Source organism: Streptomyces sp. NPDC047315, assembly GCF_040643215.1.
Lineage (GTDB): Bacteria > Actinomycetota > Actinomycetes > Streptomycetales > Streptomycetaceae > Streptomyces.
Genome location: NZ_JBEYTZ010000039.1, coordinates 41,056 through 53,213, shown reverse-complemented (window position 1 = coordinate 53,213; position 12,158 = coordinate 41,056). Strand labels below are relative to the sequence as shown.

Genomic DNA, 12,158 nt, shown 5'->3' with positions numbered 1-12,158 from the left:
TCGCACGCGCCTCAGGCCACGAACGCCCGCAGCAGCTTCGCGAACGTCGTCAGTTCGTCGAGCAGCTCCGGCGGAAGCGGCTTCTCGTCGAAGTGGGCGATCCGGTTGCGGATGTCCTTCACTCGCTTCAGCCGGCCGATGAACTGCTCCCTGGGCATGTTGGGCCACTTGAGGGCTTCCCAGTTGCCATCGGCGCGCTCGGCCAGCGACGTCTTCGTCTGTTCGCCGTCGAGGAGCTTCAAGTAGTCGCCGAACATGAGGTCGGAGACCTGGCCGGTGCGGTGCTCAGGCTTCTTGTTCGTCTGGACGGCCTTGATGGTCTCCTCGTCCAGTGCCGCGCCCAAACAGCGGCGCAGCAAGGACTCGATCTCCCCGACGATGAAGAAGGGCCGCGCCGCGCCCTCGAAGCGGTCCGTGACGTCTGCGGCGGTGACGATGCCCGAGAGACAGCCGTCGTCACCCCGGACCAGGAGGTACCCGTGCTCGCGGATGATGGGCAGGGCGGAGAAGAGCTCCTGACGGGTGTCGGCGACCGGAAGGGAGTCCTTCTCCATCGCGTTGTCCAGCGTCGGCTCCTTGCCCGCCTCGTACATCTTGGCGACGGACCCCCAGGTGACCACCCCGTGGATCTGGGCCATGCCAGTGGTCACCGGAACCTGGGCGATGCCGTTGGTGCGCATCAGGAACGTCGTTTGCGGCAAGGGCGTGCCGGGACCGACGGACACCAGGCCGCGGCGCGCTGACGGGATGTCCCCGAGCAGCAGGCGCTGCGGAAGGGCTGCTGAAGGCAGAGCCTCCTCGGCTTCGTCCTCCTCCGCGTCGGCAGCGGCGGCCTGTGCGGGGACGGACGCGAGCGGTACCACGTCGACGTTGCTGCGCTGGCTGCAGACAGCGAAGTTCGGCAGCGTCGTCAGCCCGGCGTCCGCGAACGCCTGGGAGATGCGTTGCACCGTCCGGTGATCACGGACCCTGACCTGGAACAGGTCGAGAATGTCCTGCACGGGGACGGTCCTGCCTTTGAGCGCTGCGAGGTCCTGCCCGCTCGGTGTGCTCGTCATCGGGCCTCGCCCTCCGCAGGGTCACGGAGCATGGTCCTCTTGCCCATGGCGGCGTGCACGAGGTCCTGCAACTGCTTGGAACGGTCGTTGTAGAACCGTTCGTAGTCGTTGTCGCGCAGTGCTTCAGGATCGATGAGATGGGTGGCGAGCACGTCGTCGAACCACTCGGGGCGCATGTCGGAGGCCGCGACCATGGTGGTCACGTAGGAGGACGGTGCCCCGGTCATGTCCATCGCCGCACGATAGGACAGCGGGGTCTTGTTCACGATGGAGTTCGTCGGCAGGCCGCGGCTGTTGCCGCGCCGGAACCATGCCTTGGGGAAGATCTGGCGGACGTTCACGCTGTACTCGTCCAGCCTGCCGGGGCTGAGCGGGCTACTCGTGTGGTGCCAGTCCACTGCCCCCTGCTTAACCAACAACGCGTAGATGCCCTTGTAGGCGGCGCTGTTGCGAGTGGTGAGGCTGTCGAGGCGGTCGGCGAAGAAGAAGGCGTCCGTGACGGTGTCCGGGGCCCGGTCGTCCTGCGCGATCCACGGGACGAGCTGCTCGACGTCACGGGTGAAGCGGGTCTCGGTGGAGCCGCCGTACATCTCGCCGAGGACGCCGCACCAGTACCACTGCTCGGTCTTCTCCTCCGCTCCCAGGCCGTCCAGTGCCGTACCGAGGATCGCGCGGACGGCCGCGAGCGGTACGAGCTGAGTCTTGTACGGCAGATCGTTGGGGCGGACGATGCACTGTCGTTCCAGGAAGTCGCCCACCCAGGCAAAGGCGCCGGCCAGTTCCGGCGCCAGCCGGACGAAGTCGGCCAGTGGAAGGTCCAGCAGATCCCGTCGCTTGCACGACACCGTCGCCCCAGTGCCCGCCTGCTTCCGTTCCCAGGTGCGTACCAGGGCGATGGCCTGCAGGAAGTCGATGCTGCTCAGCCCGTTCTCGACGCTGCCGTCCAGACGGCCGAAGACCGGGTACTTGGCCGCCAGCCCTTGCTTGATCTCCCGCCACACTTCGGGGAGCTGGTAGTAGTCCCCGGTCCGGTCCACGTACTCGCGGTCCCCGGCGTAAGTCGCGGTGAGCAGTTCAAAGACGTTCAGGGGCACGCCGCCAGTGTTGACCCGCTCGAACACGGCGCAGACCGCGTCCAAGGAGGTGGCAGCGGACAGTCGGATCATCGGTACCTGAAACGCACGTACCTGCTGGAGGACCGACTCGTCGAACTGACCCCACAGGTCCCAGTTCAGGTCCTCGTCCGCCTTGACGTACGACATCATCCACTGGTTCACGCGCTGGGCGTCGAAGACGATGTGCAGAGGGAAGAGACCGGCCGCACACTCGCCCTCCGTGGTACTGAGATCCAGCACCACCGTGCGGTTGAAGTCCCTGCGGAGCACTTTGTCCGCCGGGACGGACAGGATGGCCTCGTCGCGGTCCGCAGACGGGCCGACGGCCTTCGCGATGTCGACGTAGTACCAGCGTTCGATGGGCTTGCCACGGGCGTCCGCCGTCTCCACCGGGGCGTCCAGCCACAGGGCCTGGAAGAGGGAGGTGAGTCGCTGCTGCCCATCCAGCAGGAGGAGGTCCGCGGTCGGATCCCCTACGGGTCGTGCTCCCGTGAGAGTCCGGGAGCGGAACCGGGTGGCGCCGCCGGTCTGCAACGTCATCACCACGCCGAGCGGATAGTCCAAGGTCACCGTCGCGATGATGGCGCGGATCCGGTCGTCGTCCCACTTCCAGTTGCGCTGGAAGTCGGGCAACTGCAAGGAACCCGATGCCACGTCCCCGAGTACGTCCTTGAGCTTCACGTTGTCCAGTGCCGCCACGTTCGTCCCACTCCCACCCTGGCGCATGTACGGAGAGTGATTCCAACAGCGTCTCCAGGTGACCGTCAACCCGTTCCGCGAAGTGGGCGGTTCGCGACGTTGCCGTGGGAGGCGCGGGCTGACTGACCGCCGCCTTCTCGTCCTCGTACGGGCATGTCCGCGGAAATGGAAGACTGGTTGCCGTGAGCACCACCGGATCCCAGCGCCCCGCACAGGTGAGCGCCGCCCGCCGCCGTACCGTCATCGACGCGCTGCGGCGCGGTGCCGTGCCCGATGGCGGACTCGATCTGCTGGCCACCGGACTCGACCGGTTCGAAGCCGCCTTGGACGCGGAACTGGACGCCGTGGCGTCTGGCAGCTCCGTGTTCAAGGCCGTGCGGGGGGAGTACGGGTCCGGCAAGACGTTCTTCACCCGCTGGCTGGGGGAACGGGCCAAGCGCCGCAACTTCGCCGTGGCCGAGGTCCAGATTTCGGAGAACGAGACCCCGCTGCACCGCCTGGAGACGGTCTACCGGCGGCTCACCGAGCGGCTCACCACCTCCAGCTTCCCGCCCAGCGCGCTGCGACCCGTGGTCGACGCCTGGTTCTACGCACTGGAGGAAGACGCCCTCTCGGCCGGCGCGACCGAGGAGGAGCTTCCGAACGAGGTGGAGAAGCTGCTCGTCGCACGGCTCGCCGAGGTCTCCCGACACGCCCCGTCGTTCGCCACCGCTCTGCGTGGCTACCGGGCAGCCCTTGCGGACGGTGACGAGGCGACCGCCGCAGCTGTCCTGGCATGGCTCGGCGGCCAGCCGCACGTCGCGGCCTCCGCCCGCAGGACCGCGGGAGTGCGCGGTGACCTCGACCACTTCGGAGCACTCGGATTCCTGCAGGGGCTCCTCACCGTGCTGCGCGACTCGGGGCACACCGGGCTCTTCGTCGTTCTCGACGAGGTGGAGACGCTGCAACGGGTCCGGTCGGACGCCCGCGACAAGGCGCTCAACGCGCTGCGGCAACTCATCGACGAGGTGCACTCGGGCCGCTTCCCCGGCCTCTACCTGGTCATCACGGGCACCCCGGCCTTCTACGAGGGGCAGCAGGGTGTGCAGCGTCTTGCTCCGCTCGCTCAGCGGCTGGCCACCGACTTCACCACCGAACCGCGCTTCGACAACCCTCGTGCCGTCCAGATCAGGCTTCCCGGCTTCAACCAGGAGTCCCTGGTCGGGTTGGGCCTCACCATCCGTGACCTGTACGCCGATGCCGCAGAGGCACCCGAGCGCGTGCGCAAGGTCGTTGACGACACCTACGTCGCCGATCTCGCCGTGGCCGTCGGCGGGGCGTTGGGTGGGAAGGTCGGGGTGGCCCCCCGGCTCTTCCTGAAGAAGCTCGTCGGGGACGTTCTGGACCGCGTGGACCAGTTCGACGACTTCGACCCGCGGCGGCACTACCGGCTTACCGTCGGTGGTAGCGAACTCACCGAGGTCGAACGGAATCTGGCTGCAACGGTCTCGGGAGGCTCCGCATCGGCCGACGACATCGACCTGGAGCTGTGATGGCGGAGGCGGGAAGCCCGGCCGAGAAGGACCCGGGTGACGAGGACATCGACGTACTCGAGCGACTCGACCCCGTCGTTCTGCACCACGTCGTCAACACTCTCGGCTGGCCCGATCTGCGTCCCTTGCAGCGGGCGGCCATCACGCCGCTCATGCAGGGGCAGGATGCCGTACTGCTGGCTCCGACGGCAGGGGGCAAGACAGAGGCGGTGTGCTTCCCTCTGCTGTCGGCGATGACCGAGCAGAAGTGGATCGGCACATCCGTGCTGTACCTGTGCCCGCTCAAGGCGCTCCTCAACAATCTGGTCGGCCGCGTCGACACGTACGCCCAGTGGCTGGGGCGACGGGCTGCACTCTGGCACGGCGACACCAAGGAATCGCAGCGGCGGCGCATCCGGGCCGAGGCGCCGGACATCCTGCTGACCACGCCGGAGTCGCTCGAAGCGATGCTGATCGGCGTCAAGACCGACCACGCCCGCCTGCTGGGCAGCGTGCGGGCCGTCGTCATCGACGAAGTGCACGCGTTCGCGGAGGACGACCGGGGGTGGCATCTGCTCGCAGTGCTCGAACGGTTGCAGCGGGTCACCGGACGACCCGTCCAGCGCGTCGGGCTCTCGGCGACCGTCGGCAACCCGGCCGAGTTGCTGCACTGGCTGCAAGGCACGGGCGCCGGCAGCCGCACCGGTCGGGTCATCGCCCCTGGTGTGCATCTGCCGTACGTCGACGGCAGCGGACTCAGGAACGAAGCGAGCCCCGAATCGTCCAGCAGACCTGCGGGTGAGGTGGAACTCGACTACGTCGGCTCCCTAGACAACGCGGCCAAACTCATCGCGGCACTGCACAAGGGAGAGAAACGGCTCGTCTTCTGCGACTCGCGTCGCCAGGTGGAGGAGCTGGGCGCGGCGCTCCGTGCGCGCGAGGTGACGGTCTTCCTCTCGCACGCCTCCCTCTCAGTCGAGGAACGCACCCGTTCCGAGCAGGCGTTCGCCGAGGCTCGCGACTGTGTGATCATCTCGACCTCAACTCTCGAGCTGGGCATCGACGTCGGAGACCTTGACCGCGTCGTCCAGATCGACTCACCGGCCTCCGTCGCTTCGTTCCTGCAGCGCATCGGACGCACCGGCCGGCGTCCGGGAAGCGTGCGGAACTGTCTGTTCCTCACCACCCGCAAGGACACGTTGCTGCAGGCGGCGGGCCTGTTGCTGCTGTGGTCGCGGGGCTGGGTCGAACCGGTCGTTCCCCCGCCGGTGCCGCGCCATCTGGTCGCCCAGCAACTGCTTGCCGTCACCCTGCAACAGCACAAACTCGGCGACCAGTTGTGGGACCGACAGTGGAACGGCCTCGCTCCCTTCGACAAGTCAGCCGCCTCCATCCTGCGCTTCCTCACCGAGGAGGGCTTCCTCGACAGCGACGGTGGGATGCTGTTCGTCGGACCCGAGGCGGAGCGCCGCTTCGGCAAGCGGCACTTCATCGAACTCACGGCCTCCTTCACCGCACCTCCCCAGTTCACCGTCCTGTCCGGACGAACGGAGATCGGTCGCACCGACCCGAGCGTGCTCACGGAGGAACGCCCCGGCCCCAGGCGCTTGCTGCTCGGCGGACGCAGCTGGCAGGTCACGTACATTGACTGGCTGCGCAAACGCGTCTTCGTCGAGCCCACTGACGGCGGCGGAATCGCCAAGTGGATGAACGGAGGAGTGGCCGGACTGTCGTACGCCTTGACGCGCGCGATGCGCCAGGTGCTGCTAGGCACGGACCCACCCGTCTCCCTCACTCGGCGAGCGGCGGCCTGCCTGGTCGAACAGCGTGGCACCGACGCACCTGACACCGTCCACCCGGGCGGCACGTTGATCACGCGCGTCGGCTCAGATGTCCGCTGGTGGACCTGGGCCGGCTACCGTGCCAATGCCACCCTGGCAGCCACCCTCCAGCCCATCACCGACCCCCTGCAACGGCCCACCGACAGTTGGCTGCGCCTGCGAGAGAACCTCACCCCGGCGGACTGGCGCGCTGCCCGCGACAACGTCGGGGAGAACCTCGTCCTGCCCGACGTAGACCGTCGCGCCGTACGAGGTCTGAAGTTCTCCGCCGCCCTTCCGGAACGGATCGCCGTGGCTACGGTGGCGGCTCGGTTGGCCGACTTCGAGAGCGCCCGCTCGGTGCTCGGTGAACCGGCGCGCTTTCAGTACGGCGGCTGAGCAGAGGGCCTTTTCGTGCCCTGGGGCTACGGCCTCGGCGCGGCGGGCCGGGTGTGGTTGAGGCGCTGTTGATTGGCGAGGAGTCCGTCGTGCAGGCGGGACGTCATGCACGACAGGGGCGGGGCGGCTCGCGCAGGGCGGCGGGGTCGTCGCCGCGCTGTTCGAGCGGCACGGGATCGAGGCGCGGACCCTCCCTGGAGTGTGACGATGCCCGGCGGGTCTGGTACGCGTGCGATTTGCCGATTATTGTGCTTTGCGAGGTTTCTCGCGACGGCCGGACGAAGGAGGCATCGCGTGCGGTCACTCCCCGCTCCCCGTACCGCCGTGGCCCCGGGCCGCGGTGTCGATCAGTTGTGGGAGGTCAGCGTCGCCCCGGGGGCCGAAGGCGCCGCCCCCTTCGACGCCCCCGGGGCGTCCGCCGCGCTCGGGCCCGAGTTGTTGCGGCGGGTGGTCGGGTTCGCCGTCGCCGGGCTGTCGTCCGTGCGGTTCCTCTGGTACGAGGACGGGCGCTGGGCCCGGTGCGCCCTGGAGCGGCGGCCGGGGGAGCAGGCGCAGGTCTCCGTCGTCCTCAGCCCGCTCGACGGGCCGCCGGGCGGGCTGACCGCGCGGGAGATCGACATCGTGTCGCTGGTCGCGCTCGGGCTGTCGAACCGGGAGATCTCCAGCCGGCTCGGCACCAGCATCCGTACGGTCACCACCCAGGTCGAGCGGCTGCTCAAGAAGCTCGGTCAGGACTCGCGGGCCGGCGCGGGCGCGCTCGCCGTCGACCGGGACCTGATCCGGCTGCCGATCCCCGGCGGGACGGAACAGAAGCCGGACGCCGACGGCGCCGGCAGCATCCGCGTCCTCGACGTCGAGCGGCACAGCGGTGCCGCCGCGGCCGGGCTGCGCGCCACCGCCCGGGCCCACCGCGCGGGCCGCCCGCGCCGCCGGGAGACGCTGCGCATCGCCACCATCGCCGTCGGCGGGGCCTTCGCCGCCGACGGGCGCGAGACCGCCCAGGGCGCCGCCCTCGCCGCCAGCGACGTCAACACCCTCCGCAGCGACCTCGGACGCGCCGTCGAGCACGTCACCGTCAACATCGACCCCCTCGACGACGCCTCGGTGCGCGCCGGGCTCGCCGCGCTCGAAGAGGCCGCCCCGGACGCCATCACCAGCAGCTACGCCAGCGCCCTGAGCCCCGCCGTCTTCGAGTTCGCCGCGGACTTCGGCGTCACGTTCCTGCACACCAACACCTGGACGCGGAGCGTGGCCGCGGTGCGCGAGGACCCGGGGCGGTACGGGCACGTCTTCCAGACCTGCCCATCCGAGCCGACGTACCAGGCGGCGCTGCTGTCGTTCCTCGGCGGCTGTCCCTCCCGCGGCGACCGCCGGCACCGGCTCGCCGTCGTCGAACTCGACGGCTACGGCTGCGCCGTCACCGACGACACCTTCGAAACCCGGGTCGCGGGCGTCGGCTGGGAGGTCACCTCCACGCACCGGGTCGGCCTGACCGTGGACCGCGTGGACGAGCTGGTCGCCGATGCGCTCGCGGACCGGCCGGACGTCGTCGTGCTCTCACACCTGTCCGTGGAGACCGCGGCCGAGCTCCAGAACGCGATCACCCGCCACCGCCCGGGCCAACTCACCTACCACATCTACACGCCGTCGGTGCCCGGCTTCGCCCGGCGCATCGCGCACGACCCCGGCGGTCAGGTCATCTGGTCGACGGTCACCGGCCGGCCCGACGACCCGCTGGGGCGGCGCTTCACCGAGGCGTACGCCCGCGCGTACGGCTCCGCTCCCGGTCGCAGCCAGGCGAGCGCCGCGTACGACCAGGTGCGGATGGTGCACGCCGCGCACGCCATCACGGGCTCGTTCAGCCCGGCGGCGATCGGCGGGCACCTGCGGGAGTCCGCGTACCGGGGGGTGAACGGCACGTACCTCTTCGCCGACGCCGGGCAGGCGGTCACCGGCTATCCGTACGACTCCGTCGACCAGAGCCTGTCCCAGCCCACGCTGACCTATCGGCTGTCGGGGGCCGGGCAGGAGATCCTGTCCGTCAGCCCAGGCCCTTGAAGAAGGCCCGGTAGCCGTACGGGGAGCGGGGCGCGGTGCAGGGGTGGCCGAGCGCGAGGTGCATGACCTGCCGCTCCGGCTCGATCAGGGCGCTGGCGACCGTGGAGCCCTGCTCCAACTCGTGCTCAGCCGGGTTCGGATGGCAGCACACCGCCTCCGGCAGGTTCTCGTGGTCGCTGAGCACCCGGTGCCAGCCGGCCACGGTCGGCTGCGGCAGCGACTGTGCCAACTCGACGGCGCGCCCGCGCCGGAAGAGGGTGTCCGCCATCACGGTGGGGCCGAGGTCCGTGCCCGTCGACGCGAACGCCGAGTCGTCGCTGACGAAGTGGTTCGTGTGCACAAACAGCCCGCCGGGCTCCACCCGGTGGACGCTGACGTCGTCGGCGCCGCCTGGGCGGGTCTCCACGTCCACCGCCCGGCCCTCGCCCACCAGGAGGTAGTTCGCCGACGACGAGCGGTGCACGGAGCGCAGCGTCTCCTCGGCCGCCGCCAGCGACTCCGACTCCAACAGGGCCCGCAGCAGCAGGTGGTAGGGCATGCCGGGGCTGCCCACGTCCAACGACGTGACCAGCGCGTTCGTCAGCACGGTCAGCCCGGCGGAGTTCATCCCGAACTTGGCCAGCAGACCGGCCTCCACCACCGACACCCAGCGCGGGCCGTTCGTCGGCTCCGTCTCCAGGACCACGACGGTGTCGTGGGCGAAGGGGATCCAGTCCCAGTTCTGGCCGACGACCGGCTCCGGGCCGCGCAGGTCAACGAACGCGGTGCACTCGGCCGGCGGCGGAGCCCCGCCCGCGCCCGCGGCGATCTTCCGCGCCTTGCCCGAGAAGAGGATCTCGGTGCGCAGGTTGAGCGCGAGGACGTCGGCGAAGGTCACGCCTGCGCCCTCCGCGATGCCCTGGATCTCCTCCAGGTGATCGGCGTTGAACGCCTCGATCACCGGGACGAAGGTCTCCGCGAGGGCGGTCGCCGCGTCCCACGGCAGGTCGGCGAACTTCGCGTACACGCGCTCGTACTGCTCAAGCGACCGCAGCACCTGTTGGCGCGCGGTGGCGCCGTACTGCCGGCCGCGGTCCAGCGGGCTGCCGCTGGTCCGTACGAACAAGGGCTCTGCCGGCGGACCCTCGACGGTCTGTGGTTCCGCGTTCATGACGCGCTCTGTCCTCCATCCACGGCGATCACGGTGCCGCTGACGTACGCGGCCTGTTCGGACGCGAGGAACAAGCAGACCTGCGCGACCTCTTCAGCCGTACCCAGACGGCGGGCCGGAATGCGCCGCAGGACCTGTTCGAAGGCGTCCGGGTTCCCCGAGACGGTGGTCATCGGGGTGTCGATGACGCCCGGTGCGACCGCGTTGCACCGGATGCCGTACGGCCCCCACTCCACGGCGAGTTGGCGGGTGAGCGCCTCCACCGCACCCTTGCTCGCGCTGTACGCGGCGCTGGGCTCGCCCGCGTCGCCGCGGACCGCCGCGATGCTGGACATCAGCGTGATGCTGCCGCCCGACGCGGAGTTGCGCATCCGCTCCGCCGCGGCGGCGGCGACCAGCAGCGAGCCGCGCCCGTTGACGTCCATCACGCCGTCCCAGTCGGCCGCGGCGGTCGCCGTGGCCTCCTTGAAGCGGTAGATCCCGGCGCAGTGCACCACGGCGTCCGGGGCGCGCGAACCCCACGCCTCGTCGACGCGGCGGAAGGCGTCGCGCACGGAGTCCCCGTCCGTGACGTCGCAGGGGAAGGTGACCGCGCCGGCGCCGTTCGCCGCCGCGGCCCCCTCGGGCATCAGGTCGAGTCCGATGACCGTCCAGCCCTGCCGGCGGGCGAGGGCGGCGGTGGCCCGGCCGATGCCGGAGCGGGACCCGGTGACGACGAGCCTGTTCATGAGGTGAGCACTCCTCCGTTGACGTTGACGGTCTGCCCGGTCACGTACGACGCGCCGGACAGCAGGTGGTGGACGGCGTCGGCGACGTCCGCGCCGGTGCCGTGCCGGCCGAGCGGCACCTGGGCGACGACCCGGGCGCGCTCCTCGTCGAAGGTCCGGCCGCTGCGCCGGGCGCGGGAGCGCAGTTCGTCACGGTGCATCTCGGTCATGACGTACCCGGGGGCCACCGCGTTGACGGTGAGGCCGGGGACCTCCTGCGCCAACTCCACCGACAGCGTGCGCATCAGCGAGCCCACCGCCGCCTTGGCGGCGCTGTAGGCGCCGGCGCCGGGCGTCGGCTGCTGGGCGAAGAGCGAGCCGATGACGACGATCCGGGGCCTGTCGGAGCGCGTGAGGGCGGCCCGTACGGCCCGGATGCCGTGCAGCACCCCGAAGAAGTTGACGTCGATGACCTGCTGGATCTCCGCGTCCGGGGTGTCGAGCAGCGGGGTCTCCGGCCCGCCGACCGCGGCGTTGGCGACGAAGGCGTCGATGCGGCCGAAGGCGTCGAGCGCGGCTTCGACGACGGCCGCGGCGTCCGCCGGGCTGGCGGCGTCGGCCACCAGGCCGAGGGCCCGTTCGCCGCCGAGGTCGGCGGCGACCCGGGCGACGTCGGCGTGGACGTCGGTGAGGACCACGTGCCACCCCTCGGCGAGCAGCCGGCGGGCGACGTCGTGGCCGATGCCGCGGGCGGCGCCGGTGACGACGGCGGTACGGGGGGTCACGGCGTCGGCGCGGGGGGTCACGACGGCACCTCCGCACCCACGGCGACGCTCTCGGCCGCGGGGGTGGCGGCGGTGCGGGCGGCCCGGTGCTCCCGGGTCGCGGCGGCGATCTCGGAGCCGGTGGCGAACCAGACCCGGTCCCGGTCGTACGCCCCCGTCGCCATCAGGAACTTCTCCAGCATCCGCAGCCGTCCCGGCCGGCCGATGATCTGCGGATGGACGGTGAGCGTGACCAGCCCGCCGGCCTCGTGGATCGCGGCGGTCTCCTCGCTCCACAGCTCCATGACCTCCCGCGAGGAGCGGATGGTCCGGTCCCAACTGGTCGCGTCGAACCAGAAGTGCGGTGCGTCGTCCAGCGACCAGTGGACCGGGACTTCGACCAGATCGTGGGTCGCGTGCGCGTACGGATTGATCGCGTCCATCATGTTCGAGGAATAGCTGAAGCCGTTCTCGACCAACAGGTCGAGCGTGTGGGGACTGATGTCCCAGGAGGGCGATCGATACCCTTCGATCCGCTCCGCGAAGGAACGCAACACCTCCAGGCCGCGGGACAACTCCTCGGCCTCCTCGTCCCGCGCCATCAGATGCGGAGAGCGGTGGCTGTATCCATGGTGCCCGATTTCATGGCCCCGGGCGACGATGGATTCGATGATCCGCGGATGCCTTTCGGCATCGCGACCGCAGACGAAGAAGGTGGCGGGCAGCGAGAGCCGGTCCAACATGTCCAGCAGTGCGGGCACGGCGATTTCCGCGCCGTATCGGGCCTGGGAAAGGACGCCGGGGCGCGCCGCGTTCGCGGGGTCCTCGGCGAGCCACAATTCCTCGGCGTCGAAGTCGACCGTCAAAGCCGTTGCCG

General features: G+C 70.3%; 9 protein-coding genes. 3 read left to right on the top strand and 6 right to left on the bottom strand.

Going from position 1 to position 12,158, the window contains the following annotated elements; genetic code table 11:
- Window positions 1–11: 11 nt before the first annotated feature.
- Window positions 12–1,058: a CBS domain-containing protein gene (locus tag ABZ842_RS33085; protein ID WP_361545373.1), complete on the bottom strand. Its 1,047-nt coding sequence runs from the start codon at window positions 1,056–1,058 to the stop codon at window positions 12–14.
- Window positions 1,055–2,872, bottom strand: a complete 1,818-nt coding sequence (locus ABZ842_RS33080; protein ID WP_361545370.1) for a DUF262 domain-containing protein — start codon at window positions 2,870–2,872, stop codon at window positions 1,055–1,057. The genes ABZ842_RS33085 and ABZ842_RS33080 overlap by 4 nt, the downstream gene beginning before the upstream one ends.
- A gap of 182 nt (window positions 2,873–3,054) precedes the next feature.
- On the opposite strand from ABZ842_RS33080, the gene brxD reads away from it, so the two are divergent.
- From brxD to ABZ842_RS33065, 3 genes are all read left to right on the top strand, one after another.
- Window positions 3,055–4,404 carry a BREX system ATP-binding protein BrxD gene (gene brxD / locus ABZ842_RS33075; protein ID WP_361545368.1) on the top strand — a complete coding sequence of 450 codons (1,350 nt, stop codon included), beginning with the start codon at window positions 3,055–3,057 and terminating at the stop codon, window positions 4,402–4,404.
- Window positions 4,404–6,602: a DEAD/DEAH box helicase gene (locus ABZ842_RS33070; RefSeq protein WP_361545365.1), complete on the top strand. Its 2,199-nt coding sequence runs from the start codon at window positions 4,404–4,406 to the stop codon at window positions 6,600–6,602. Before brxD ends, ABZ842_RS33070 begins: the two co-directional genes overlap by 1 nt.
- Window positions 6,603–6,896: 294 nt before the next feature.
- Window positions 6,897–8,660, top strand: coding sequence for an ABC transporter substrate-binding protein (locus ABZ842_RS33065; RefSeq protein WP_361545362.1), 1,764 nt, complete (start codon window positions 6,897–6,899; stop codon window positions 8,658–8,660).
- Here ABZ842_RS33065 and ABZ842_RS33060 read toward each other — a convergent pair.
- The 4 genes from ABZ842_RS33060 to ABZ842_RS33045 are packed head-to-tail and all read right to left on the bottom strand — an operon-like array spanning window position 8,644 to window position 12,147.
- Window positions 8,644–9,810 (bottom strand): C45 family peptidase, encoded by a 1,167-nt coding sequence (locus ABZ842_RS33060; RefSeq protein WP_361545359.1) that lies wholly within the window; start codon window positions 9,808–9,810, stop codon window positions 8,644–8,646. The two genes, ABZ842_RS33065 and ABZ842_RS33060, sit on opposite strands and share 17 nt — an antisense overlap.
- Window positions 9,807–10,538 carry an SDR family NAD(P)-dependent oxidoreductase gene (locus ABZ842_RS33055; RefSeq protein ID WP_361545356.1) on the bottom strand — a complete coding sequence of 244 codons (732 nt, stop codon included), beginning with the start codon at window positions 10,536–10,538 and terminating at the stop codon, window positions 9,807–9,809. Before ABZ842_RS33055 ends, ABZ842_RS33060 begins: the two co-directional genes overlap by 4 nt.
- Window positions 10,535–11,323: an SDR family oxidoreductase gene (locus ABZ842_RS33050; RefSeq protein WP_361545353.1), complete on the bottom strand. Its 789-nt coding sequence runs from the start codon at window positions 11,321–11,323 to the stop codon at window positions 10,535–10,537. The genes ABZ842_RS33055 and ABZ842_RS33050 overlap by 4 nt, the downstream gene beginning before the upstream one ends.
- Entirely contained in the window at window positions 11,320–12,147 is an 828-nt protein-coding gene (locus ABZ842_RS33045; RefSeq protein ID WP_361545350.1) for a polysaccharide deacetylase, read from the bottom strand. Before ABZ842_RS33045 ends, ABZ842_RS33050 begins: the two co-directional genes overlap by 4 nt.
- Between the last annotated feature and the right edge of the window lie 11 nt (window positions 12,148–12,158).

Coding starts and splice junctions, on each gene's coding strand:
- ABZ842_RS33085 (WP_361545373.1), bottom strand. CDS start 1,058: ATGACGAGCACACCGAGCGGGCAGGACCTCGCAGCGCTCAAAGGCAGG.
- ABZ842_RS33070 (WP_361545365.1), top strand. CDS start 4,404: ATGGCGGAGGCGGGAAGCCCGGCCGAGAAGGACCCGGGTGACGAGGAC.
- ABZ842_RS33060 (WP_361545359.1), bottom strand. CDS start 9,810: ATGAACGCGGAACCACAGACCGTCGAGGGTCCGCCGGCAGAGCCCTTG.
- ABZ842_RS33055 (WP_361545356.1), bottom strand. CDS start 10,538: ATGAACAGGCTCGTCGTCACCGGGTCCCGCTCCGGCATCGGCCGGGCC.